Origin of the sequence: Micromonospora sp. U21 (assembly GCF_018070045.1) — a bacterium.
Lineage (GTDB): Bacteria > Actinomycetota > Actinomycetes > Mycobacteriales > Micromonosporaceae > Micromonospora.
In genome coordinates, this window is record NZ_JAGPYK010000005.1 from 110855 (window position 1) to 135424 (window position 24570).

The following is a 24570-nucleotide window of genomic DNA, read 5'->3' on the forward strand; positions in this document are numbered from 1 at the left end:
CCACGTCCTCCAGAAGATCTACGGTCTCTGGCCGCAGGGCTGCTCCTTCGCGTCGGCCTGAACCTAACGCCTTCATCCCCGAGTCGATGGAGTAGCCGACGATCCAGCCGGAGTGCACGTCCTTGATCGCGCAGGTTGAGCTTGCCTCGGCGGCGGGGTGGTCGGTGACGTCGGGTAGGAGCAGCCAATGTCGCGGTGAGTGCTGCCGGTCGAACAGCCCCGACCGGCGCGGCGACAGTTCCGACCGGCGGGCGCCCAACTCAGCGGACCTTCCGGAAGAACTGGCGGATGCCGACGACGAACGCGCAAGAGCGCTGGCCCTGGTCATGCTCCGACCGGTGCCCACGTTGTGGTCGCGCTCGGCGAAGCGTCGGATGAGGACGTCGCGGGCGAGGCATCGTCCGCAGGTTTCTGGAACGCCACACCTGCAGGCGCTGCCTGGCACCCGCAGCGGATAGCAGCCCGGGTTCCGCCTGGATCGCGGCATGCGCGTTGGGCCTGGACCAGGTGCCGGACGACCAGGAGCCACCGGTGACGGTGGTCAAGTGGGCGTTCCAGTTGATGGTGGCCATCGGGTTCGGGCTGGTCGCGCTCTCCGGCTGGTGGGCGCTCGCGTGGTGGCGGCGCCGCGGCCCGCCCCGCTCGCCGTGGTTCCTGCGGGCCGCCGCCCTGGCCGGCATCGCCGCCGCCGTCGCGGTCGAGGCCGGCTGGGTCGTCACCGAGGTTGGTCGGCAACCCTGGATCGTGTACGGGGTGATGCGCACCGCCGAGGCGGTCAACCCGGCGCCCGGGCTGGCCACCGGTCTGGCGCTGGTCGCCGCCGTGTACGCCGTGCTCACCGTCGCCACCGTAGCGGTGCTGCGGCGGATGGCCAGGCACCGCGACGAGCCGGTCGCCCCGCAGGAGGGCGTCCCCGAGCCGGTGGACAGCGGCCGATGACCGTCGCCGACGTCCTGCTCGGGGTGCTGCTGGCCGGCCTGACGCTCTACACCCTGCTTGCCGGCGCGGATTTCGGGGCCGGAATCTGGGACCTATTCGCCGGTGGCGCGCGACGTGGCGCGGCCCGTCGGGAGCTGATCGCGCACTCGATCGGGCCGGTGTGGGAGGCCAACCACGTCTGGCTGATCCTGGTGATCACTCTCATCTGGACCACCTTTCCGCCCGCGTTCGCCGCGTTCGCCTCTACCCTCTATGTCCCGCTGACCCTGGCCGCGCTGGGAATCATCGGCCGTGGGGCGGCCTTCGCCTTCCGCAAGGCCAGCCACACTCTCGCCGAGCAGCGCCTCTACGGCGCCACGTTCGCGATCTCCTCGGTTGCCACCCCGTTCTTCCTCGGCAGTATCGTCGGAGCCGTCGCCTCCGGCCGCGTGCCGCCCGGCATCGCCGAGGGTGACATCTGGCGCAGCTGGCTCAACCCCACCTCCGGCTATGCGGGCCTGCTCGCGATCGGTGTCTGCGCGTACCTCGCCGCGGTGTACCTGATCCACGACGCCCGTCGCGCCGGCGCCGCCGACCTGGTGGCTCAGTTCCGGCGCCGCGCCCTGATCACCGGCGTCGTTGTCGGCGCCGGGGCGGCGGCCGGGCTGGCCGTCGTCGCCGCGGACGCACCGGACCTCTTCGCCGAGCTGCGCGGCCGGGCGCTCGTCCTGGTCCTGCTCTCGTTCGTCGCCGGGATCGTCTCCCTGGTGTTGATCGGTACTGGCCGCTACCGGCTGGTGCGGGTGACCGCCGCCCTTGCGGTCGCGGCCGTGCTCTGGGCCTGGGGCGCTGCCCAGTACCCGGTCCTGCTGCCACCTGATCTCACCGTCGCCGAGGCGGCCGGTGATCCCACCGTGCTTGCCACCGTGCTCGCCGTCCTCGTCGTTGGAGCGTTGCTCCTCACGCCCTCCCTGCTCTGGCTGTTCAGCATCTTCCAGGGCGCGAAACCGACAACCGGGAAGCCGCCGCCGCGCGGCTGACGCAGGTCCAGGTGCGAATTCATCGACCGTTTGTCGATGTTCGCGGCCTACCAACGGACCGGATGGCACCCTGGGCAGGTGGACTGGGCAGTGAGCTGGGGAAAGGCGGCATCGGGATCACGGTGAACGGCCTCTGATGCATACCGCGTTGATCGTAGTAGCCACGCTGGCGACGGCGGTGGTCGTGGACCTGATCTCCGGCATGTTGGTCCGCCGGGTAGCCCGCGGCCGCTACAAGTGGCTGCTGGAGCCGCTGCGGCAGGCCTGCCGCCGCCCGGCGGCAGCGGTTCTGCTGGTCGGGGCGCTGTACTACTCGCTGCCGTTCGGGCCGGCCGGGTGGCAGCGGTACCTGCGGCATGTCACCCTGCTGGTCCTGGTCGTCTTCGGCGCGTGGCTAGTGATCAAGGCGTTGCACGCCGCCGAAGCGGTCGCGTTCAGCCGACTGCCGGGCGACGAGGTCACCAGTCGGCGGATCCGGCGGGCCCGGACGCAGATCCGCCCGGTGCGGAGGCTCACCGTCGCCGTGGTCACGATCGTCGCGATCGGCCTGATCCTGATCACCTTTCCCCCGGTACGTCTCTTCGGCATCTCCGTGCTGACGTCGGCGGGAGTGGTCGGCGCAGTGATCGGGCTGTCCGCCCGAACCGCGCTCGGCAACGCGTTCGCCGGCATCCAGGTCGCCTTCGCCGACGGGATGCACGTCGGCGATGTGCTGGTGGTCGACGGCGAATGGGGCCGAGTCGAAGAGGTGAAGCTGACCAACGTGGTGATTCGGCTCTGGGACGAGCGGATGCTCATCCTGCCGACCACGTACTTCACCGAGCGGCCGTTCCAGAACTGGACCCGGAACGAGTCCCGGGTGGTCGGCAAGATCCAGATCCATGTCGACCACACCGCCGACCTGGACGACCTGCGCCGGGAGGCGCGCCGGCTGGTTGAGTCTTCGCCGCTGTGGGATCGCGGCCAGTGGGTGCTCCAGATGGTCGACTCCACCCATCAGACGGTGGTAATCCAGGTGCAGGCCTCGGCCGCGGACGGCGCCAGCGCCTGGGACCTGCGCTGCGACCTGCGCGAGGGACTGGTCCGCTATCTGCGGGACCAGCACCCCCAGTGGCTGCCCCGCACCCGCAGCCAGTACCAGCCCTGACCGTCGGGTCCGACGGAGCCCGCCTCAGCTGAGGAAGTACTGTCCGCATGGATCAGGAATTCTCGCGCGAACCGTCCAGCTGCCGTTCGCGCTGGCGTTGCCCGTACGCCGCCCGCCGCACCGCCGCCTCATCCTCGAGCCCGGCGCCGAGCGCGCCGCCGAGCATCGCCAGCGACGTGGTGAACCACGTGAGGGCGGCGTAATCACCCCAACTCGGTTCACGGCCGATGGCTTCGGCGACGACGTCCTGCGGAAGCAGGAACGCGACCGTGCAGCCGAGCACGACGTAGAGCACGACGTACAAGCACAGCACGCCGATGAACAGGGTGGCGACGGTCGATGCGTTGTAGAGGACGGCACGTTCGCGGGCGCTCCGAGCGTGACCGTGCTCCCACAACCCGTGATCGATGATGAGCCATGCGACGAGAGCCGCTAGCGAAATGATGGTTAGTAGGATCAGTCGCAGACTGCCAAGTGCTGTCGCGAGATCCCAGACAACGTCGTTGACGACCGCGAGGACGGCCGCGGCGAAGACGCCGGCGAGCGCCCTCGACAGGCCGGTGAACAGCCGCCAGGGCCGGTTGGCGCGCACCATTCCGGCGAGCAGCCGCAGGCGCCCCCCGAACCCACGCGTGACGTACCGGATGCCGCCCCGCTCATCGGGCTCGATCCTGATTCGGGCACCGCGGCGGCGTGGGAGTACCGCCCGTTCCCGGGCTGCCTGCTCCTGCGCGACCAGCCGGTCCGCGGTGCCGACCAGCACCCGGGCAACCGCGATGATGGTCTCGCGAGCGCGGCGGTAGAGGCGGATGCTGCCCAACGCCGGGAGCGACACCATGCCTACCCGATCATCGACGCTGACCTCCGCCGCCACCGGCCGGGTGCCGTCGCGGCGCGGCAGATCCGTGAGGACGATGACCAATCGCCAGTCATCGCTCGGCGCCACCCTGTCTGTTACCTGAACCAGTTCCGCCACGTCGACCTGCTCATCGCCGACGACCGCGGTCACGAACGTGGTGACGTCCCAGGTCACGTCGGCGGCAACGAATCGACGGAGCAGATTGGGAAGCTCGGCGGCCAGGCGTTGCGCAATCTCCTGGGGCAGGTCCGGGTCGGCGAGCAGGGCGAGCTTGACGCACCTGGGCTCGCCCACCGCGCCCTCCTGGCTCACGCATTCCTCCGGCCCCTGGGCCCGACGGGTTGGCGGACGCGTGGTGGTCCTGCACCCTCCGCCCGCACGCAGCACCATTGTTGCGGACGCTTGACCCAGCGGTGAGCAGTATCAGCCGCGAAACCCAGAGCACGAGCGTGGGGCCGTTACCGTTGGGCGTCACTCGCTTTGACGCCACAAACCGCTTCCAACGGCATCGGACGGCGCTCAACTGCACCCACCCCTACCAGCGGCTCATCGTTGCCGCAGGTCAGAGAATGAGCAGCAACCTTGTCTCGCTCCGGAGCAATTGACATCCAGTGCCGTCCGAGGTGCTCGCACAAGGCGCTGGCTCCCATGGTGGTTGGCGCCGGCCAGTGCGACGGGGCGCCGAGATAGCCGGGGCACGGGCCGGCATAGATCGATGAACTGTGTGGCATTCGATCATCCTGGCGCTGCCGGTACCGCTCGGCCCAGCTTGAACGGGCTCCCCGCCACCGCCGGCGTAGATCATCGAAGACACTCTTCACCAGGTCGCCGTGACGGCGGGTGGTTCGTCACCATCTGCGCTTTCCCGAATGCCGGTCCGGCAGCTGGCGGCGATCGGATAATGATCCCCGACGCCTGACTTGCCGATTATGAGGGAAATTGTGAGCCGCTTACCATACGTGAACCCCGCCGACGCCCCAGCGGCGGTCCGCGAGGCGCTGCAGGCCGCGCTTCCCCTGAAGTTCTTCGGCGTGATGGCCAACGCCGAGACGGCGTTTCCGGACTGGATGCGCTGGGGAAGCACGCTGCTCAAGGACCTGGCCCTCGACCCGCTGCTCCGCGAGATCGCGATCCTGCGAGTTGCCCGGCTGAGCGACGTCAATTACGAGTGGGTTCAGCACGAGCCGATCGCCCGCTCCGTCGGCGCCACAGACGAGATGATCCACGCGCTTGGGCGCGACGAGATCGAAGCCGACTGCTTCTCGGCAGACCAGCGGCTCGTCCTGCATTTCACGACCGAAGTCGTCCGCGACGTCCGCCCCTCCGACGAAACCGCCACCGCACTGACAGGGCGACTCTCCCCGCGCGAGGTGGTCGAACTCCTGATGGTGATCGGGCAATACATGATGATCGCCCGGGTCGCCGCAGCAACCGACCTGGAACTCGACGAGCCGATGGGCGCCGCCGTTTACGGCGCCACCGGTTGATGGCAAAGGCTCTTGTACGTCCCTGACGCGTACAACGGTCACAGCCTCCCCGTCGGCGCCAGGCCCGAAGGTTCCCGCCTCCGGTTGGCAGGGTGGGTGACGTCGAGATCCACTTCGATGACCCGGTGGACCCGGCAGAATTCAGCGTGTCAGGTGGTCTTGAGATCGGCGGCGCCGAAGGAGACCGAGAATCGCTTGCACCAGATGGAGACGCTGCGAAAGTCGCGGGGGTCAACCGATGCCGCCAGCTCGTACACCTGGTCGCCCCGATTACCCTTGAGCCTTGCCAGCTCGACCCATTCGCCGTCATCGAACACTCGCCAGCCGGCCGTGCCTCGGGTCACCGGTTGGTCGGTCAGCCACACCCGCAGGTCCGGACCGTTCGACGTATTCAGGTCTCGAATGACGAGCTGGTGGCGCCCGTCGGCGAGCCGGACGATCTCGGCACTGCCGGTCGTCTTGTGCTCATGGGTGACGAACTCGCCGGCAGCCAGAATCACGTTTCCCACTGGCGCGGCGGCCGAGGCCGCGTGGGACGGGGTCGCGGACGCCGGAGCGGGGGTGGCCGACGTCGCCCCTACGAGGGGAAGTGCTTCGTCGACGTATGTATCGGTGAACAGCTTCCACGGCTGGAACCAGTAGACAGCCAGAATCGCCACGACGACAGCGAAGGCGAGACCGGCCCATGCCACCGGCGACCGGAAGATCCGTTTTCCCACCCCGGCAGCGTACGACCACCGCAGCCGTCGAGCTGGCCGAGAACCCTTTCGGAACTCTTACGGCGTGCGCCACCGCTCCCATCGGCACTTCTATCGGCCCCACTGACGACCTGGCGCGGATCGTGTCGCCCCAGCGTCTGTCGGTCACGTCATGACTTGTCTCACCGTTTGCTGGTCCAGATCTGTCACGGCTCGGCGGCGCCAACGCATCACGCCGCCGGGCGGAGCCGCATGCTGTACTTCTGCGCTGCACTGCAATCAGGTCCGGAGGGATCTCCGACCCCCGCTGGGGGATGCGGTCTCGATCTGTCGGCTGGTGACGAGCAGCACCGACGAGCAGGTGCCGGCCGTCATCGGTTGACCTTTTCGGAGCAAACCCCGGATCGAGAATCTCGCTGCCTTCCTGCTGCTTCCCCGCTCGCTGCATCCCTTCAGCGGGCAGCTGCTCTGCCACAAGCTCCTTCCAACAACATTCCTGGCACGGTCGCCAGCGGCAGCCTTTGCAGGGCGGCGCGGCTTCCCTGGCGCCGGCATACTTCCACTCATGGATCGCCGAACACAGCGGATGACGTCCGGTGCTGCGGTGCTCCTGGTCATGGCGCTGGTGGGCGGCGCCTCGTGGCACTTCCTCGACAATCTGGAGGGTCGCCTCCAGGAGAAGGTCGGCGACATCGTCGACCTTCGGGAGAGCCCGCTGCACGAGAGCGCAGTGGCCGACGCCGCGGAGAAGGTCGACAGGGTCCTCTTCCGGTTCGAATACGACCACCTCTACCAGGCTGACAAGTACGCACACTCCGCGGGCCAGCACGCCGACGTCAAGGTTCTCGTGGTCACCGGCGAGACGCACTGGCAGACCGGCGTGACCCTGGTGCTCCAGGTGGCCGGTCATGGCGTGGAGATCGGCGCGGACGGCTCAGTGATCAAGGAACGCGACGAGCACATCTGCTTTCGTCTCCAGCTCGGCCCGGAGAACGACACCCGCGACGACGACATCGCATGCCCGACGGGTGCCCCCTTACCGGTCACGAAGGACCCGTCGCTTGCCGGCATCGATGACCGCCTGAAGAGCGCCCTGCAGTCCGCCGGCTCGAACGAAGACGCCGTCCGCGCGGCGCTCGCCGGCCTGCAGCTCGACCCGGCGATTCGCCAGGACGTCGGCGCGCGGAACGGCACCGTTGGTGTCGGTCTGCGAGCCTCGCAGTACGACTGCATCCTGGCCCGCACCACCTCAAAGGGAGCGGAGCTTTGGCGGCCCTCGCACACTCAGCTAGCCCCGGGCGAGATGAGCTGCACTGCGGAGACCGCCTTGAGCAGCGCCTTCGGGAAGTACCCGCACTGACACAGAGTCCGGGTCGGTGATCTGGGCTCTGTGCCGAGCGGCCTGACAGGATCGAACCGTCGACCTGCGCACTACGAGTCGGTGGCCCTGCGCCGGTCCACCGCTTGGTCCTCGTGCTCGACACGGTGTCCCGGTTCGCGATCGTCCGCTCATGCTCGCCAGTTTGGCTGCCCGTTCGGCAGCAACCCTCACAGACTCCTCCGTCGCATGCCCCGTTGTTCACAGCTTCAAGGGGAGGTCGACCTCGCATGCTGGGATGTCTGCCGCGTTACTCCGCCTGGCCGCGCAGATCGTTGAGCTGCGCCCTGGTACGGACGGTGTCTGGATGCTCCGCGCCGAGGGCCTCCGCGCGTATCTCGGCGAGCTTGGTGAAGATTTCGATCGCCTCGGCGCGCAGTCCCGCGCTGCTCAGCACGTTGCCGAGGAGATCGGCGCACCGGATGGTCAGCGGATCGCTCGGCCCGAACACTCGTACCCGGTCGGTCAGCAGGTTGATCAGAAACCCGACCGCCTCGCGCCGGCCCGCCTGGCGTAATGCAGAGGCATGGTTGTCCCGAGCGGTGAAGGTGTTTGGGTGGTCGGGGCCGTACGTTCGCAGGTAACCCTCGGTTGTGCGTTCGTGCAGTTCTACAGCCTCGCTGGCGCGGCCGATGGCCACCAGAGCGACGGCCAGGTTGTTCGCGCTGCTCAGCGTGTGCGGGTGGTCCGCACCGAGACGGCGTTGCCGGATGTCGAGGGCGATGCGCTGCAGCTCGACCGACTCGTCCAGCCGGCCGACCTTGTGCAGCGCCTGGGCATAGGTGTTGTAGCTGGTCAGCGTATCCAGGTGATCGTCGCCGAGCACCCTGCGTCGATCGGCCAGAACTGCCGCGTTGAGCGCCAGCGATTCATCGAGCCGGCCCGCGAACTGCAGCGCCACCGCCAGGTTGCCCCGGGCACCCATGGTTTCCGGGTGGTCGGCTCCGTACAGTCGGAGCCGACGCTCGACCACCGGCTCGAACTCGGCAATCGCTTCATCGGCCCGGCCTGCGTCCATCAAGGTCGCGGCCAGCAGATTACGAGCCATCAACGTCTCCGGCCTGTCCGGCCCATGAGCCCGGGCGAATGCCGCCACCACCTCGACCAACGCCGGGATCGCCTCGTCGGGCCGACCCGCGTCTGCCAGCGCCGATGCCAGATTGGCCTGACTGATCAGAGTGTCGGGGTGGTCGCCGCCGAGGATCCGCCGCCGGTCTTCGTAGGCGGCACGTTGCTGCGCGACAGCCTCGTTGATCCGGCCCGCCCGGCGGAGTACTGAAGCGAGGTTGCTCCGGCTGGTCAGCGTGCTGGGATGGTCGGCGCCGAGCACGCGCAGCCGGTCGGCCAGCACCGCTTCGTTGAGTGCGGCCGCCTCATCCAGATGCCAGCCCGCACTCAGCGCGTACGCCAGGTTGCTCCGGCTGGTCAGGGTCTCCGGATGGTCGGTGCCGTAGATCTCCACACACCGAGCGAGCACAGCACGCTGTTCCGTGATCGCTTCTTCGACGCGACCGGCGTCCTGCAGCATGGATGCCAGGTTGCTGCGGATGGTGAGCGCGTCGGGATGCTCGTCGCCGAGCTGATGCAGCACCTCAGCATTGACCGTCAGGGCTTCGTCAACCTGGCCCACCGCGGCCAGGTTGACTGCCAGGGTTCCACGCAGCCGCAGAGTGCGGGCCGCTGCGGCGCCGAGTGCCTGTTCGGCCCACGCCACCGCAGTGCGGGCCATCTCCAGCGCTTGATCCAAACGGCCAGCAGTGCGCAGCTCGCGGGCCAGGATGGCGCAGCCGGTCAGTATCCGATGATGCTCCGGGGGCACCGCGGCGTGCTGTTCGACGACAAGTTGCTGCCACAGCTCGATGGCCTGCTCGGTACGACCGAGTTGGCCGAGCGCGACGGCTCGGACTTCCCGGATCGACCACAGCGCGTCCCGGATCGCGGTGCCGCCGGTCTCGGCTCCGAAGCCAGGCGTATCGTCCTCGGCGATGCCCAGCGCCAGGTCGGTCAGTTCGAGGACCCGCTGCAGCTCCCGCGGATGGCGCAGCAGGTTGGAGGCGATCACCCGGCAGGCTTCCAACACGGTTGGCCTGGTTGGCAGGATCCCGCCAGCGTGCAGAGCGAGCACCATCCGTGCCTGGTGCTCGGCTCGATCCCGGGACGGGTCGTCGTCATCCGTGCCCGAGGACAACCGCTCGGCGAGCCCGCGGTAGAACTCGTGCCGCTCGTCGCGGCCGAACAGGTCTGTCGGGTCGCTCAGCGCGATATCACGTTGCACCGGCTCGTGGAAGCGCCGGAAAACGTCGTCGACGCGCCGGACCCAACCGTAGCGGGTGGGCGTACTGTCCAGCGCGGCTCGATCGGCGATGTCTGGGAAGAGCTTTCCGGCCACATCGGCGAGCAGAGCGGCTTCCCACCGATCCTCGCCCGCTGCCCACGGTGAGCCTGTGCTGCCCGGCGTACTCCAGGCTCCCAGCACCAGAACCTGCTGGACGGGCTCGGGAAGCTCCCGCCAGATCGCCCGGTAGAGGTCCTCGACGGTAGCGGGAAGCTCGGCGACCTCGACCTCGGTGAGCGCGACGGCGCCGCGCGTGGCCCGCCGCTGGACCCGCGGCAACGTGCAGACCAGCTCCAGGGGCAGGGGATTGGGGTAGCGGGTGACCAGCCGCTGTATCGTCTCGTCGGTCGTCGCCGGATGGTAGAAACGGACGATCGTCGCCAGGTCGGCGTCGTCCAGCACGCCGAGCCCCGCCCCTGGGGGCATGCCTGGTGGATTCGTCAGGTCGTGCCTGATCCGAAGCAGCCTGCCCGCCGCGACGACGTCCACCAGCTCGCGCGGCGGGCCATCAGCATCGAGCATGCCCGGCCAGGTGCTGGTGAGCAGGAGGATCGGAGCGTCCGAGCGGAGCAGGCGTCCGAGCAGCTCGATCAGGATCGGATCCGCGAGGTGCAGGTCCTCGACCGCGATCACCGTCGGAAACCCTGGGCGGGCGAGCCGGACCAGCGTGGACGCGGTGTCGTCGACCACGTCGCCGCCGTCCGTGGTGTCGATGGTCGCCTCCTGAGCAACCGACCGGTGCTGATCCCGCGCGGTGAGGACCTGGCCGGTCACCCATTTGCCGAGCAACCAGGCCAAGCCGAGGCCGGGCACGGCGTGGCCGACGATGGCTTCGACGGCTTGATCCCGGGCCGTGGCGGCGGTCTCCTCGCCAACCGTGCGTCCGGCGCGTGCGGCCTTACCCCCGTGCCGCTCGCGGAACGTCGCCAGGCTGTGCCAGCGCGCCTCCAGCCACTGTTGGTGCTCGGCGAGCTGACGGAGATCTTCGGTGAGCGCCACTGACGGGACGCCGTTGCGGCTGCCGCATACGATGCCCCACCAGAACCAGTCCGGCAGGGAGCCGCCTGGCCGTGTCACAACCATGGGGTAAACGCGCTTGCGGCGTTGGCCCACCGGACCCGGGCCGCCTGAACCCACGGCGGGGCCCTCGCGCGTCGCGCCCAGGATTGATGCGGGCCAGTACGGTGGCGCCGACTGCCGGGAGGCCGCCAGCACCGCGTAGAACTCACGCATCACCCGGGTCTTGCCCCACCCGGACGGGGCCTCCAGCGAGATCCACCGGGCCGGCCCGCCGCCGGCCAGCTCGTCGAAGTGCCCGATCAGCCCATCCACGAGCAGACGGCGGGACGCTCCGCGGAACGCGGGCTCTACCTGCCGCTGAACCTGCATTGGTCCAGGTTATTGCTCCACTGTGTCTGGCAAGGTCAGCGAGTTGGACCAATTTCACGCCACGATCGCGTCGGCGGGGATCCAGCTGACGCGGTCGCGGTGTCGGTAGGGCAGCCAGGTTCGGTGCAGGATGCCTTGGATGGTTCTGCGTGTCGAGGCGGTGCGGTTGGCGCTGTGCAGGATGCGCGGAGCCGGGCGGGCTCGGCGCGAGGTGTGGCGGGGCGATGGTCGACGATGAGTCCGACAAGAAGTTGCCTGCACGTGCGGGGACGACACCAGGGGAATGCCGGCCGCCGGGCTCAGGTAGGGAAGACCCCGCGTGCAGGGGCCGCGGGGTCAGCATCCGGGTCAGCAACGGCTACATCGGACCCCCCCGCACGCGTGGGGGCCTTTTGGACCTGTATCGGCCGGCCATGATCATCCGTGCGTTGTCCCCGCACACACGGAGGGTCTTCCGGACTGCGCGCTCGGGGCGACTTGAACCCTCAGGCCGTTCCGGCGCTCACCACGATTTCGCCGTTCATGCCGGCTGGGTAGAAGCCACCCGAAGCCGCCGGGGTCAGGCTCAGGTACACGATGTTCAAAACGGACTGGGCCGATCGGCCGTAGCACATCCCGTTTTCATCCGTGGGGATAAAGTTCGGGTCCGCCGCCGTGCCGACACCCTGGTCGTCATCCGCAGGACCATCAAGACTGTTGCGCGCGTCGGAGATCTTTTGTACCGAGTCAAATACTGTTTCGTCGGCGAGTCCGGCGCTGTAGACCGCGGATCGGACAATCCCCGCGTGGTATGCCTCGGTGGCCAGCAGTCCGGCTGCCGCATCAAGGTACGTTTTGTTCGACAGCAGTGACGCGGATCCTTTGAACGCCGACACTCCGACGTCTTCGAAGAGGAACGCCGCAAAGAGGAAGTTAAGGTCGTTCGCGTACGGGTCAAAGCTTTCGCCTTGCTTGATTAGACCAGCGGCAGTCGCCGCCGCAGTGAAGCTCGCGTCCAGCGAAATCGCGGGACGAGCAACAGCGGCGTTGCCGAGCGCGGATCGCAAGAAGGCCACGTGCTGCATCTCGTCGGAGGCGATTTCCTTCGCGAACCTCTGCACGAATTTGCTGCTGAAGTTGACTGATCCTCCGCCGGTCACCTCGCCGCGCGCCCCGGTGCCGGTAGTCATCTCGTCAGGAAGCCCGGATCCCGTTGTCGCGCGGAGATAGAACTCAGCTTCGAGATATTCGAGATTGAGCGCGAAGTTGAGGATAGCCGCGTCGCTCGGCGAGCCACCACCCGCCGGGTCGGCTTTGCACACCCCTGGATCCACCAAGGCCGCGAGCCTTCGTCGATCAGTTTCGGATTCTGCACTGCGTGACACCGCCTCTGAGATGAACCAGTTGTCCATGCTGCCTCCGTTTTGGTGCATCCAGGTCCTAGCCGTCCGTGCCGGCCGACCTGACTGGAAGGGATGACACTCACGTTAGTTGCGCGGACGAACCTCAGGAATGTTTGCCGAAAGGCGGTACGGGGTGAATCAAACTTCGACTACGCTCCGCGCGGTGGACCGTGCGCCGGTCGCGGCGCGCGCAGTCGCCAACGTACGCCGGGTGCTGTTGGGTTCCCGATGTCCGGATATTCCCCATCGGCGGTGCTCGCCCTCCGGGAACTGGGCACCGAAAGTCGGGACCGCGTTCGTGTAAACCGTCATCGACGGCCACTCCCGCGTCGCCTACGCCGAGATCCGTGACGACGAGGAAGCCGCCATCGCCATCGACGTGCTCCGCAACGCCGTCGCCCGGTTCACCGCACGGGGTGTCACCATCGAGCGGGCGCTGTCGGACAACCGGCTCGGCCTACAGGTCCTCCGCCTGGCGCGACGCCTGCCACGAGCTAGGCGTCACCGTGAAGAAGGCCCGCCCCTACCGGCCCCAAACGTTCCACTGCACCCTCAGCGATGGCTGGGCCTCGGGTCCATCGAACTCTCCTGGCTCGGGCAAGACACTGGCCGCCGTCTCCGCAGGCTAGCCTTACTGGACCAGATAGTCCAGTCGATCGCTCGTTGCCAGAACCGCTCGGCCCTCGTGAACCACCACCTCAGGGTGTTTTAAGCTGTACTGAGAGGCGGTTAGGGTCGAGACGCCCCCAGCTGAACTTGCTCCACGCCAAGCCCGGAGATGGACTCATCAGTCCGTCTCCGGGCCGCACTCCGCGTCACCGATCTTTTCGGTCGGCTGGGTGGGACACGGACGTCTGGCGTCAGTAAATGGGGGAAGTGAAGTGTCGTGCTGGTGGGTGACTGATGCAGGGAGGTGTCCAGATGAGGGCGATTGTTGTGACGGATGAGGCTGCGGGGACGGCCGGGATGGCGTTGGTGGAGCGTGCGGAGCCGGAGGCGACGGCGAATGATGTTCTTGTTGAGGTGTATGCGTCGGGGTTCACTCCGGGTGAGTTGACGTGGCCGGGGACTTGGACTGATCGACTTGGGCGGGATCGGACGCCGTCGGTTCCGGGGCATGAGGTGGCTGGGGTGGTCAGCGCGCTCGGTTATGGCACGCGGGGTCTGTCGGTGGGGCAGCGGGTGTTCGGTCTGGCGGACTGGAGTCGTGACGGGACGTTGGCGGAGTATGTGGCTGTGGAGGCGCGGAACCTTGCGTCGTTGCCGGGTGATGTTGATTTTGCGGTTGGGGCGAGTCTGCCGATCTCGGGTTTGACCGCGTGGCAGGGGTTGTTCGTGCATGGTCGTTTCCAGGCGGGGCAGAGTGTTCTTGTCCATGGTGCGGGCGGTGGGGTTGGTTCGATGGTGACGCAGTTGGCCAGGGAGGCGGGTGCCTACGTTGTTGGCACGGGGCGTGCGGGGGACCGTCAGGCCGCGCTCGATTTCGGTGCGCAGGAGTTTGTTGACCTCGGTAATGATGTCCTGGAGGACGTCGGTGGGGTGGATCTGGTTTTCGACGTGATCGGTGGCGATATTCAGAAGCGTTCTGTGGGTCTGGTGCGGGCCGGTGGGATGTTGGTGACCGTTGCTGGTCCGCCTGAGGCGCGGCCGGTGGACGGCCTGGCGGTGGATTTTGTTGTCGAGGCCGATCGGGTGCAACTGGGTGAGGTGGTCCAGCGGGTCAGGGATGGTCGGCTGCGTACGAACATTGGCACCGTGGCGACCCTCGACGACGCCGTCGCCGCGTTCAACCCGACTGAGCGGATCAAGGGAAAGACGATCATCCGCGTTCGCTCGTAAGGACTCGGCACGCCCGAGCAGGAGAAAGCCCTCCCCGCAGGAGCGAGAAGTACGTCGAGGGGTCTTCACCTCCCGTCGACGACATATGGCTGGGCGAGTACGACTACCGCCACGACCCGGAAGTGATCTGTTGACCATCAACGAGGGAACATCCCCATGACCGACCCAACCGAGCCGACCCGCTACGCCTTCGAGTACTCCGACGAGAAAGGCACCCTCAGCGACGAGGTAATCGACGATCCCCACGCCCCCGCGTTCGACTTCCAAGTCGTCAACGACGAGAAACTCGGCATCTACGACGCCATCGTCGGGGACCGAGAGGTGGCCGGGTTGACCTACAACGTCGCCGGAGACGACCGACTCGTGCTGCTGGGCACCTCGGTGTTCCCCGAGTTCCGCAAGCAGGGCATCGCGACCGAGTTGATCCGACGTGTCCTGGACGACGTGCGGGTGCAAGGTAAGACGGTCACCATCATGTGTCAGATCGTGCGTTCCTTCATCGAGCACAACCCTGAGTACGCGGATCTTATTGACCCGGAGCACCCGGGTGTAACCCCGGGTAATCCCCGTTTGTCCTGAACCCACCTGTTAGCTCCTTCGACGGATTGTGTGACGATGACGATCGATCTTGAGGCCGAGGCGGCCACCCGGGAAGAGAACAATGCGGCGGTCATCGCTGCTCTGAACGAGACAAGTCTCAGCGAAGTGGAATCCAGCTGGGAGCTCGATGTCATCAACGACGTGGAGCGCGGTCGCTGGATCGCCGCGCTCGGCGCCGAAGCGATCGCCGAGCTCCAGTACCGGTTCGTGGGTGGCCGTGTCGTGCTGTTAACGACCTGGGTCGACCCGGCCTACCGACACAATCGGGTGGCCACGGAGCTCGTCGCTCGCGTGTTGGACGAGATCCGCGAGAGCGGGAAGAAGATCACCGTCATCTGCCCGGTCGTGGGTAGGTTCATTGCCCGCAACCCGGGATACCTCGATCTCATCGACAGGGTTCATCCCGGCGTCGGCGCCTACCCTCCGCGCGTACCTGCGGAAGGCGACCACGACGAGGAGCTCACCGCGTTCGAGAACGACATGGCGTAGCCGCCCGACGTTCGGACCTGGTTCGAGTCGTCGAGCGGGTCAGGGATGGTCGGCTGCGCACGAACATTGGCACCGTGGCGACCCTCGACGACGCCGTGGCCGCCTCAAGCCCGGCCGGGTCGGTCAAGGGCAAGACCATTATCAGCGGTCGTTCATGAGGACGCGGGGACAGCTGAGGCCCCGTTGCGTCGTAACGGGGGTGGGCGAGGACTGATACAGAGAGGCATTCAGATGAAAGCGATCGTGGTGACGGACCAGGCCGCGGGAACGGCGGGGATGACGCTGGCGCAGCGGCCCGAGCCGGACGCGGCGAGGCTCGCCAGCCTTGAGGGCGCGAACTACGGCGATGTCGTCGTTGAAGTTCATGCGTCGGGCTTCACCGGGAATGAGCTGGAGTGGCCCTCGACCTGGATCGATCGCCTCGGCCGTGACCGCACGCCGTCGATCCCAGGACACGAGGTGGCCGGTGTGGTCACCGCCCTCAGCTATGGAGCAACCGGCCTGTCGGTGGGGCAGCGGGTGTTCGGCCTCACGGACTGGACACGCGACGGCACCCTCGCTGAGTACACAGTCGTTGAAGCGCGCAACCTTGCGCCGCTGCCAGGCGACGTTGACTTCACGGTGGGCGCCGGCGTCGCGATGGCGGGCCTGACCGCGTGGCAGGGGCTGTTCGATCACGGCCACCTCCTCCAGGGGCAGAGCGTCCTGGTACACGGCGCGGCCGGCGCGGTCGGTTCGATGGCCACGCAACTCGCCCGTCAGGTCGGCGCCTACGTCATCGGCACCGGACGTGCCAGCGGCCGGCAGAGCGCAGTCGACTTCGGCGCGCACGAGTTCGTCGACCTCGACAACGACACCCTGGAAGACGTCGGCGGAGTCGATCTGGTCTTCGATGTCATCGGCGGCGACATCCAGAAGCGGTCCGCGAGTCTGGTTCGAGCCGGAGGAACGCTGGTGACCGTCACCGGGCCGCCGGAAGCGCGGCCCGCTGACGGCCTGGCGATCGACTTCATTGTCGTGTCTGACCGCGCCCAGCTGAGTGAGATCGCCCGGCGGCTGCGGGACGGACGCGTGCGGACGAACATCGGCACCGTCGCGGCCCTCGACGACGCCGTCGCCGCCCTCAACCCGACCGAGCGGACCAAGGGAAAGACGATCATCCGCGTTCGTCCATAAAGGATCCGGCGGGAGCAACCAGGCCCTCGTGGATCAGCGCCAGCTACGTGGTCAGGATCGAACGACTCGTAGGGAATACCTCCTGGGACTCGTAAAGTGTCTGGTGCTCGGTTCCGGCGAGACCGAGGAATTCCTCGTCACGCCTGGGCACTGCGAGGTCGAGGCGCTGAACGCCAAGAGGAGCATGTTCGACGTACTCGATAGAGGCTCGGTTTTCGTGTGTGACACCAACGGTCCGGGCGAGCACTGATCAGCCAGGCTGCGGTGCGCAAGGTGGAGCGGCTGGTCTCGGACGCGGCGACCGCGGGAGCCCGGGTTCTGACCGGGGGCAGCCGACTCGAAAGTGAAGGCTTCTTCTACGCGCCGACGGTGCTGATCGATGTCCCGGCCGACGCACGGCTGCTGTCGGAGGAGATCTTCGGTCCGGTCGCTCCGATCACCAGCTTTTCCGACGACGAGCAGGCAACAACTCTTGCCAACGACACACAGTACGGCCTCGCTGGGTACATCTTCACCCGCGACCTGAATAAAGCGATCCGGCTGGCTGAGCGGCTTGAAACGGGAATGGTAGGCATCAACCAGGGAGTGATCTCCAACCCGGCTGCGCCGTTCGGTGGTATGAAGGCGTCGGGCCTCGGTCGAGAGGGTGGAACCCAGGGAATCGAGGAATATCTTGAGAGCAAGTACGTGGGAATCGCCTTTTCCTAGCCTGCCTGCGACGTCTCGTGCGTGCTCTGTCCGTGGAGGAGAGGAGACGTAGCGGAAGCCGCTGGCTGGTGGACGACGGTGCCGGCCGGGCCTGATGGGAGCCCCGACCCGGCCGGCTATCGTCTCAGGTCACAGTTTCAGGAGCGGTTGCCAGCCGTCGCGGTAGCGCACACCACGAGGTCGCAGTCGGACCGGCTCGTGCACCATTGCGGAGACCGGCTCGATTCGGATTTCCTGGGGCCGGTCCACCACGACGCAGACGTCCTCGCCCGGCCACCACCAGCCGCAGGAGCGGGCCAGGTTGGCCCAGGCGTCGAGGTGTTCGGCCTCGTCCGGCCCGTACCCGGCAAGACCAAGCCGATGCAGCGTGTCGTAGTAGGCGACCCAGGACGCGTCCTGCTGGCCGTACCAGCAAACGGGGACCGGACCGCTGCCGGCCATTGCGGCCCGCACGGGTAGGTAGTACCCGTGCGCGAGGCTCCGGTGCAGTGCCGTGCGTACGCCTTGGTGCAGCACGACACCGAGTGGAACGCCGCTGTCGAGCGCGTGTAGCGGTGCCAGTTCGGGCCATGGTTCCTTGGTCTTGCCCGCGCGTATCGGTGACAGCTCCGGGTCGGCGTGAGTGACGCTCGCGCTCAGCGCGCCACGGAGCTGCGAGGTGACCATTGCGAGATCGCTCGCCAGTGGTGGGGTTCCGCGCGGGCGAGGGTCGCGGATCCACTCGTAGAGTTGGTCGAGGGTGGGCCATCCGGTGATCAGGGAGCGTGCCTTGTCGGGCGACTCGACCCATTCAAATCGGGGTCGTGGCCGCTTCATTCTGGCGTAAATGGCGGTCAAACAGCCTTCGGCGGTCGACTTGTCAGCCGGTTCTGTGGACAAGGCGTGGCCGAGCCACTCCTGCCGAATCCCGACGGCCTGCTGCCACAGGTCACGAACGTTGTTGCTGTAGACGGCCTGTGCAGGCATCGCGGCGTCGTTGCGCCGCGCGGGGGCGCTCATCGCGCCTGGGCGTCGCCGCCCTTCCGTGAAGAGATCATGGGGTGACTATGGCCCACCACGCGGCACGGACGCAAGCGGCTTCGACAGCCATCCGGGGGAGGACCGAAGTGATCGGTCTCGGCTCGATAGCTTTGCCGCAGCGCGTGACGAGCGAGCCGGAACGACGCTGACGGCTGGTGGGTCAGTGGCGTCCCGCTCGGGTCAGAACGTCCCGGGCTCGAGGGCGGTCAGCGTGCCCGGCGGGCGGTCGAGCATGTGGTCCGGCCCGACTCAGGTGAGCTTGTGCGCCTGGTCTGGGACGGCGGCCAGGAGGGCGGTCAGGGCGGGAGCCGGCGGGGTGTCTCGGGTGACCACGACCAGACGGCGCCTGAGGTTGGCTTCGGCAACGTCACGGACAGCGAGAGCGGAGTCCTTCGCCGGCAGGGTCAATGCCGGCATCAACGCGACGGCTCCCGTGACGCGGACGAGTTCGAGTTGAACACCGCACCGTCCGAGCACAGGTGGAACACGCCCTGGCCAGGATGAAATACTTCAAGATCCTCCGCGACTACCGGCGCGCCGCCCACACATTGACCGACGCTGCCTCCGGCATCGCCCATCTCCACAACATCATCCTCGCTGGCGGAACCGCCAGTCCGGACGGGGCAACACCTTCAGCGAGTTACGAGACATCCTTAGAAGTAGGGGTCCAGGTAACTGCCCCAACGCCAGTGGCCGTCTGCCGGAATTCCAATCCATAGGTGGATGTTGGCGGGGACAGAAGGCCCGTCCAGCGTCGAGGTGAAGTAGTAGATGCCGCCGTCGTGTGGGTCGAGGCAAGCTCGCCACGTGTAGGTCCCGGCATCAAGAGTTATGTCTACGACCCAAATGTTTTCAGCACCTCTCACATTGCCCCACGCGTACCGCCCTTTAGCCAGCTTGATGGATATGGTCTGGCATGACGTGGCCATGGAACCGTTAGGGTTCGCGGACAGCCACTGGATTTTGGTGTTGTATGCGGTTGCAGCCGCCTGCGCAGGTGAACCTGGCACCAAGAGCGCGGCACTTGCCGTCACCACCACAGCGAGAAAGGACCCAAGTCTCTTGAGCATCTGCGCCTCCTTGGTCGACGCTCGACGTCGACTTCGCTCATGCTGAAATAGCGTTGACTGGCCGGACCGGTTTGCCGTTCAGCCGTCGGGTTGGATGGGTCCTCTTGCGTCGTGCAGGCAGATCGACGTTAGCAGATCAATCAGAATCCCATGGCCCCGCTGATCCACCTCGTGCGGACTCAACGCATCGAGGGCAACGACACGTTGCCAAAACCAGTGTGGACCGTGACCTGCGGGCAGCCATGCCGGACGTGCCGTCCTCGCGGATCGATCAGCGGACCCCGAAGGCGGCACGGTCCGTGGGTGCCCGCAGCAGTAGAGAAGTCCTCATCCGCCGGTGAGCGGTTGACCCGGGGACTGACCGCAAGGACGCGCGGGAGTGACCGTTTGCCGCTGGATGGCCCGCTACGCTGCCCGGCTAGGTCGGGTTAGCCCGACGTCGGATACGAGGGTTGGCACCATGGTGCGCTGGAGCACCGGACCTTACCGTCAAGCCCGTGATACCTGTCGAACAACCGCCCGGTCAGGGATCGCTCCACGACGGTCCCTCGGTCGACGATGCCGCGGCCCAGGTACCGGCCCGATCGTCGGCCCCGCGCCTCGGCGCCCTCCTTGTCGGGTACGTGGTGCTTCTTGTGCTGCTGCTCATCCACGGAATCGGTCTGACGATCGCGACGCTGGTCATCGACACGAACCCGTCCCTGGCGGGGATGACGGACCTCGCGCCTGGGAGCCACGTCGCCTTCTATGTGGTGACGAACTGCCTCCTCGCCGTCTACATTCTCGTTCTGGTGTGGCTGATCTGCACCAAGCGTCGGGCCGCGATCGTCCACAACTACCTGTATTGCGCGACTTCAATCGGCTGTCTCGTGGCCTGGAACGTGCTGGGGATGAAGTCATCGATCGGCACGGTCATCGACTCGTTGCCGAGCGTCGTGGGCATTGTCTACTTCGCGAACTCGACGCGAGTGAAGCGGACGTTGAGACGACCGAGTTGACCGCGGTGGCCCGTTTGGCTCACGGGGGAATGGGTGATCGCCGCCGTGCGGGAGCACGAGACCCTGTGGGCCGTGAGCTGCCAGGCTCGCGCCTTCCTCGAGTCAGGTCACCTATCTGACGGTTTGGCACGCAACGGGCCTGTGGTCGTGCCACGTCCGGTGCGGAGCCATGGTTGGCCTGGTCTGGTCGGCCGGTGAAAGAACAGATTGCGAGCGTCGGCTCACCCTGTGCTGAACGCACTGGCATGCCCCGATGCGGCGCCGAGACGCTGAGCGTCCGTTGCTGTGGGAGGGGTTGCCAGCGCCTTCAGTGCAGCAGGTAGGCGGTCAGCCGGTCGGCGAGTTGCTTCGGGTGGCTGAGCGCCACTGAGTGGCAACCGTCGATTTCATCCGGGGCGGCGCCGAGCCGGGCGGCGGCCACCCGGCGCTGGAAGTCCGGCGGGAAGAACCGGTCCTCGCGGGCGATGAGCACCTTCGTCGGCACGTCCGGCCAGGCGTCCAGAGGCCACGGCTCGTTCCCTTCCGCGCTGACCTGGTCCCGCCCATGCGCCGCTGCCTCCGCGACGATCTCGGCCGGCACACCGTTGTAGAACTGCTGCTCCTCGCTGAGCCCTTCCGCGCCGCGGTAACCGGTGTTGCCCCACCAGTCGCCGGGCCTCTCACCGGGCTCCGGGATCATCGGCGTGAGCAGGACGATCAGCCGCACAGGCAGCCTGTCGGCGATCAGCGGCGCGGTGAACGCACCATACGAGTGCCCGACGACCACAAGGTCACGCCGGTCGCCGACCGCGTTGACGACCGTTTCGCAGAACTCGACGAACCCCGCCGATCCGTCCTCGATCGGCAGTTCCGGCACCACGACGTCGTGGCCGCGGCTGGCCAGCTCAGGGACCAGAAGATGCCAGTCCCAGGCGCTGCCCCCGCCGCCGTGGATCAGAACGAAAGTCGCCATGACCCAAAGCCTCACAGTTGGGTACGACAGACAGCGCGCCGCGCCGTCAACGCTGCCCCCACATCGCCCGGATCTGCCGCTGAGAACGCTCGAACCGCTTGCCGCCGTCAAGGGCACTGTGAGCGGCGGTGGTGTCGCGGGTGTGCGGCAGCGCCGGTGGTGGCTCGGGTCCGGGCTGCCCTGCGTCGGCTGCGGCCTGCCGACCAGGGCCACCGGTCAGCGGCGGCCGGTGGCCAGGGCGACGAGGTACTGTCCGCCGCCAGCGTCGACGCTTGCGGTCACCGGCAGTCCGGGCACCAGCCGGGCGAACCGGTCGACCAGCCAGTCCGCCGCCTCCTGGGCGTCCTTCTTGCTCGGACAGCGGGCGACCAGCTCGCGGCCACCCTTGCGTTCGAGTCGCTCGGCGACGGTGATCAGCGGCGCGGGCTCCACCACGTTCAGACGGTCCGGCCAGGCGATGACCACCTTGACCGCGCCCTTGCGGGTGTTGCAGGCACGGTGCGCGAGTCGCTCGGTGACCTTGGCCTTCCTGTCGGCGGTGCGGCTGTCGACGCTGGGACCCCGCGGGTCGTTCACCGACATGTCGGCGTCGACCGGCTCGTCGCACACCCAGCATCGCCAACTGTCACGCCTCGCGACGTCATCGAGGAGACTCATCCAAGCAAACTAGCCTGTCAGGCCCCGGCCAACGACAGCCGCATCTGCTCAGGCCGAATGCCACAGCCTCGGACTGCTCGAGCGTCACCGCCCGACCAGGGCTACACGACCTGGACGCCTGCCCTGTCCCCGGCCCTGGCACACCTGACCGAGACGGCTCGGGCACTATCGTTCTGGCGTGCACATCCGTTTTGACGTCCCAGCCGATCCCGCCTACCCAGGCCGCGTGGCCGCTGCGCTCGCCCGTGTTCGGCTGCGCAGGTACGGCTATGTCGGCGCGGTGCTGGCGGCGGTCGGGGCGATCGGTCTGGTCGTCTCGCGGGGGTTCGCGTGGGGCGAGCAGATTTCACCGCTGTGGATGGCGATGGTCGTGGGTGGCCTGCTGTCGATGCTGTACTGGCCGTGGGTGCGGTGGCGCGCCCGGCGCCGCTCCGGTCGCTACGCTGTCGAGGGCGCCTACGACATCACCGATGACAACATCATGATGCGCAGCGGCTCGGAGTCCGGCGGTATCGCCTGGGACGGGGTCGCCCAGGTCAGGGGCACCCCGGAGTTCTGGATCGTGTACGTCGGCCGGATGCCGGCGACCGTGATCCCACGCCAGTTGATGTCCGCCGAGGATGCCGAGACGCTGCGAACCTTCATGGCCAGACGTGGGCTGCTCCGGCGTCGGTGAATTCACGTGCCGCAGGCCGCGCGTCGTGGAGTGCAGCCGTCTGACGGGTGGCGGCGCGCGCACGTGCTGAGTTGCGGGTGGTGGACGGGCTTACTGCCTCGCTTTCTCGCTTCGTCAGTCTCGGCATTGCGAAAGCGACTCGGCGATCATCCTTCTCGGCGCGCCCAGATGACTGCTCGACCTCCTTCACGAGCCGCTGCCGGCTACCTCAGGGGGCGGAAGTAGTGCCGGACCGCGTAGCGGTAGACCTCCTCACCGAGTTTCGCCCCCTCGACGTCAGCGCTGCGGAAGTGGACGCCGCCCCAGACGCGCGCGCCGATGAGCTCGTTGAGCGCTTGCGAGAAGCTGGTGAATTGTCTGGTCGTACCGGAGTCGACGCTGGATCCGCTGAACGCGACGTCGTCTCGGCCGAAGAAGTACCGGTACAGCGACATCCGTGCGCCGGTGCCGCAGGCGTGGCCGGAGGGGTACTCGGGGAAGGGGGGCGTGACGAGCAACGACTGCCAGCCTGGGTCGGCGGCCGTCCTCGGGTTACCGTCCGTGTCGGCCAGTTGGATCGCCGTGACCGGACGCCAGTAGCTCCAGAAGTCCTTCTGGCTGAAGCACGCCACTCCTGAATCGGCCACGATGAGGTCGGTCATCGCAAAGAAGCGCGCAGTCTGCAGGGCGTCCAGCTGTTGGGTGGTGGCGAGCTGTCGCTTGATCTCCCAGGACGCGGAACGCCGGTCGTGCCACCAGATCGCGGCCTCCGTCTGGTCCTGGGTGCGCACCGTGCTCGTCGCCGAGCCGACTTCCTTCACCTCGTTGAGGTCCCGGGTGTACGCGCTGCTGGTCAGTCGCGGCGGCTCGGGTGTGCGGAACATCGACGCACGACGGATGAGGAACGGCCGCATGTGTCCGGTCCATGCGCCCTGGGACAGGAACAGCGGCGGCGTGGGTCGCCACTGGCCGGGTCTTGTCCCGTTCCTCCACTGCTGGTCGCCGAACGCGCCGTCGTTCTGCCGTGCGGTGATCATCGCGGCCGCGGCTCGTGCCCCGATCGTCATGCCGCCCTGCTTCGACCGTCCGTCGGGAATCTCGGCGAGAGCCGCGTCGTACTGTGCCCGAAGCCGCTCCTGCTGACTGGGAAAAAGGGCGGCGAGTACGTTGTGCGCGGCGACGGCGACGGCAGCGTCCGCCGACTCGGTCCCGCTCGACGGCGGCGCGGCCAGGTACGGCTGGTACGGGGTGCCGGCGATCGCGTTCAGCGCGTCGTAGACGGCTCCGCTCACCATTGCGAAGCTGCGTACCTGCTCGTTCGGTTGCTGAGCCGCGACGTCCCAGATCGCCGTCTGGGCATTGAGGTCCCATGTGACGACCGGATTGGTGGGGCCGGTGCCGGAGGTCGCGGCTGCGGCGCTGGGCGCCGGCCCGGTCATCGTGGACGCGACCAGCGAGCCGAGCGCGATGGTTGCGGGAATGATGCGTGACCAGGTCGCACGGCGTGTTTGGTTGCGGCTCGTCATGATCTCCCCGTCGGTGGGTTGCCGATGCTGGCTGCCGACAGCACGCGGCGTACGAAGCAGGATCGATGAAGATCGATCGTAGCATCGTCGGGCCTTGCCGGTTGCCCGAGCGACCTCTGGGCCCAACGCCCAACTACCGACCGAGTGCGGTGCCGGCCGGCCAGCCGAGCGATGAGTTCCGGGTCGTGCGGAGGTCACAGCCTGTAGGACCGCTGGCAGAAGGACGCGCTCGTACCCGAAGGAGACG

23 protein-coding genes and 2 pseudogenes are annotated in these 24570 nt (G+C 67.4%); 15 read left to right on the plus strand and 10 right to left on the minus strand.

Annotated elements, in window-relative coordinates:
- The first annotated feature begins 492 nt into the window (after positions 1-492).
- From KBX63_RS08625 to KBX63_RS08635, 3 genes are all read left to right on the plus strand, one after another.
- On the plus strand, positions 493-939 hold the full coding sequence (locus tag KBX63_RS08625; RefSeq protein ID WP_247661963.1) for a cytochrome ubiquinol oxidase subunit I: 447 nt from the start codon (positions 493-495) through the stop codon (positions 937-939).
- The gene (locus KBX63_RS08630; RefSeq protein ID WP_210910444.1) at positions 936-1958 is read left to right on the plus strand and encodes a cytochrome d ubiquinol oxidase subunit II; all 1023 of its coding nucleotides are present in this window, start codon (positions 936-938) and stop codon (positions 1956-1958) included. Before KBX63_RS08625 ends, KBX63_RS08630 begins: the two co-directional genes overlap by 4 nt.
- Before the next feature lie 136 nt (positions 1959-2094).
- Complete coding sequence (locus KBX63_RS08635; protein WP_210910451.1) at positions 2095-3105, plus strand: mechanosensitive ion channel family protein; 1011 nt, start codon at positions 2095-2097, stop codon at positions 3103-3105.
- 52 nt (positions 3106-3157) lie between these two features.
- On the opposite strand, the gene KBX63_RS08640 is transcribed toward KBX63_RS08635, so the two are convergent.
- Positions 3158-4276 (minus strand): hypothetical protein, encoded by a 1119-nt coding sequence (locus tag KBX63_RS08640; RefSeq protein WP_210910453.1) that lies wholly within the window; start codon positions 4274-4276, stop codon positions 3158-3160.
- Between the two features lie 647 nt (positions 4277-4923).
- Between KBX63_RS08640 and KBX63_RS08645 the strand changes: the two genes are divergently transcribed.
- On the plus strand, positions 4924-5451 hold the full coding sequence (locus KBX63_RS08645; RefSeq protein ID WP_210910455.1) for a carboxymuconolactone decarboxylase family protein: 528 nt from the start codon (positions 4924-4926) through the stop codon (positions 5449-5451).
- A gap of 149 nt (positions 5452-5600) precedes the next feature.
- On the opposite strand, the gene KBX63_RS08650 is transcribed toward KBX63_RS08645, so the two are convergent.
- The gene (locus KBX63_RS08650) at positions 5601-6170 is read right to left on the minus strand and encodes a DM13 domain-containing protein (RefSeq protein WP_210910457.1); all 570 of its coding nucleotides are present in this window, start codon (positions 6168-6170) and stop codon (positions 5601-5603) included.
- A gap of 544 nt (positions 6171-6714) precedes the next feature.
- Here KBX63_RS08650 and KBX63_RS08655 point away from each other — a divergent pair.
- Positions 6715-7509: a hypothetical protein gene (locus tag KBX63_RS08655; protein ID WP_210910459.1), complete on the plus strand. Its 795-nt coding sequence runs from the start codon at positions 6715-6717 to the stop codon at positions 7507-7509.
- A 268-nt stretch (positions 7510-7777) separates the two neighbouring features.
- Here KBX63_RS08655 and KBX63_RS08660 read toward each other — a convergent pair whose 3' ends face one another.
- Together KBX63_RS08660 and KBX63_RS08665 are read right to left on the minus strand one after the other, a co-directional pair.
- Complete coding sequence (locus KBX63_RS08660) at positions 7778-11095, minus strand: tetratricopeptide repeat protein (protein ID WP_210910461.1); 3318 nt, start codon at positions 11093-11095, stop codon at positions 7778-7780.
- A gap of 641 nt (positions 11096-11736) precedes the next feature.
- Positions 11737-12642, minus strand: a complete 906-nt coding sequence (locus tag KBX63_RS08665) for a ferritin-like domain-containing protein (protein ID WP_210910463.1) — start codon at positions 12640-12642, stop codon at positions 11737-11739.
- 268 nt (positions 12643-12910) lie between these two features.
- On the opposite strand from KBX63_RS08665, the pseudogene KBX63_RS35095 reads away from it, so the two are divergent.
- The 6 genes and pseudogenes from KBX63_RS35095 to KBX63_RS08690 form a co-directional block, all read left to right on the plus strand.
- Positions 12911-13199 (plus strand): annotated as a pseudogene (locus KBX63_RS35095) (DDE-type integrase/transposase/recombinase); the annotation flags it as partial.
- A gap of 400 nt (positions 13200-13599) precedes the next feature.
- Positions 13600-14472, plus strand: coding sequence for an NADP-dependent oxidoreductase (locus KBX63_RS08670; protein ID WP_247662004.1), 873 nt, complete (start codon positions 13600-13602; stop codon positions 14470-14472).
- Between the two features lie 156 nt (positions 14473-14628).
- Positions 14629-15051, plus strand: a complete 423-nt coding sequence (locus tag KBX63_RS08675) for a GNAT family N-acetyltransferase (RefSeq protein WP_210910466.1) — start codon at positions 14629-14631, stop codon at positions 15049-15051.
- 36 nt (positions 15052-15087) lie between these two features.
- On the plus strand, positions 15088-15561 hold the full coding sequence (locus KBX63_RS08680; protein ID WP_210910468.1) for a GNAT family N-acetyltransferase: 474 nt from the start codon (positions 15088-15090) through the stop codon (positions 15559-15561).
- A gap of 231 nt (positions 15562-15792) precedes the next feature.
- A complete protein-coding gene (locus KBX63_RS08685) occupies positions 15793-16737 on the plus strand; it encodes an NADP-dependent oxidoreductase (RefSeq protein ID WP_210910469.1) in 945 nt (314 codons plus the stop codon).
- Positions 16738-16986: 249 nt separating this feature from the next.
- Positions 16987-17445 carry an aldehyde dehydrogenase family protein gene (locus KBX63_RS08690; RefSeq protein WP_307871667.1) on the plus strand — a complete coding sequence of 153 codons (459 nt, stop codon included), beginning with the start codon at positions 16987-16989 and terminating at the stop codon, positions 17443-17445.
- 129 nt (positions 17446-17574) lie between these two features.
- On the opposite strand, the gene KBX63_RS08695 is transcribed toward KBX63_RS08690, so the two are convergent.
- Positions 17575-18444: a DUF6745 domain-containing protein gene (locus tag KBX63_RS08695; protein ID WP_210910470.1), complete on the minus strand. Its 870-nt coding sequence runs from the start codon at positions 18442-18444 to the stop codon at positions 17575-17577.
- A 270-nt stretch (positions 18445-18714) separates the two neighbouring features.
- A complete protein-coding gene (locus KBX63_RS08700; protein ID WP_247661964.1) occupies positions 18715-18882 on the minus strand; it encodes a hypothetical protein in 168 nt (55 codons plus the stop codon).
- Positions 18883-18923: 41 nt separating this feature from the next.
- Between KBX63_RS08700 and KBX63_RS35100 the strand changes: the two are divergent.
- Positions 18924-19067 (plus strand): annotated as a pseudogene (locus KBX63_RS35100) (IS5/IS1182 family transposase); the annotation flags it as partial.
- Positions 19068-19118: 51 nt separating this feature from the next.
- On the opposite strand, the gene KBX63_RS08705 reads toward KBX63_RS35100, so the two are convergent.
- The gene (locus tag KBX63_RS08705) at positions 19119-19535 is read right to left on the minus strand and encodes a hypothetical protein (protein WP_210910651.1); all 417 of its coding nucleotides are present in this window, start codon (positions 19533-19535) and stop codon (positions 19119-19121) included.
- A gap of 497 nt (positions 19536-20032) precedes the next feature.
- Between KBX63_RS08705 and KBX63_RS08710 the strand changes: the two genes are divergently transcribed.
- Both KBX63_RS08710 and KBX63_RS35105 read left to right on the plus strand, forming a co-directional pair.
- The gene (locus tag KBX63_RS08710; RefSeq protein ID WP_210910471.1) at positions 20033-20533 is read left to right on the plus strand and encodes a hypothetical protein; all 501 of its coding nucleotides are present in this window, start codon (positions 20033-20035) and stop codon (positions 20531-20533) included.
- Positions 20534-20578: 45 nt separating this feature from the next.
- Entirely contained in the window at positions 20579-20731 is a 153-nt protein-coding gene (locus tag KBX63_RS35105) for a YrhB domain-containing protein (RefSeq protein ID WP_374102201.1), read from the plus strand.
- A 109-nt stretch (positions 20732-20840) separates the two neighbouring features.
- On the opposite strand, the gene KBX63_RS08720 is transcribed toward KBX63_RS35105, so the two are convergent.
- Positions 20841-21485: an alpha/beta fold hydrolase gene (locus KBX63_RS08720; RefSeq protein WP_210910472.1), complete on the minus strand. Its 645-nt coding sequence runs from the start codon at positions 21483-21485 to the stop codon at positions 20841-20843.
- A gap of 216 nt (positions 21486-21701) precedes the next feature.
- The gene (locus tag KBX63_RS08725; protein ID WP_210910473.1) at positions 21702-22142 is read right to left on the minus strand and encodes a hypothetical protein; all 441 of its coding nucleotides are present in this window, start codon (positions 22140-22142) and stop codon (positions 21702-21704) included.
- A 178-nt stretch (positions 22143-22320) separates the two neighbouring features.
- On the opposite strand from KBX63_RS08725, the gene KBX63_RS08730 reads away from it, so the two are divergent.
- Positions 22321-22818, plus strand: a complete 498-nt coding sequence (locus tag KBX63_RS08730; RefSeq protein ID WP_210910474.1) for a YcxB family protein — start codon at positions 22321-22323, stop codon at positions 22816-22818.
- 203 nt (positions 22819-23021) lie between these two features.
- Here KBX63_RS08730 and KBX63_RS08735 read toward each other — a convergent pair whose 3' ends face one another.
- Positions 23022-24323 (minus strand): vanadium-dependent haloperoxidase, encoded by a 1302-nt coding sequence (locus KBX63_RS08735; RefSeq protein WP_210910475.1) that lies wholly within the window; start codon positions 24321-24323, stop codon positions 23022-23024.
- Positions 24324-24570 lie beyond the last annotated feature (247 nt).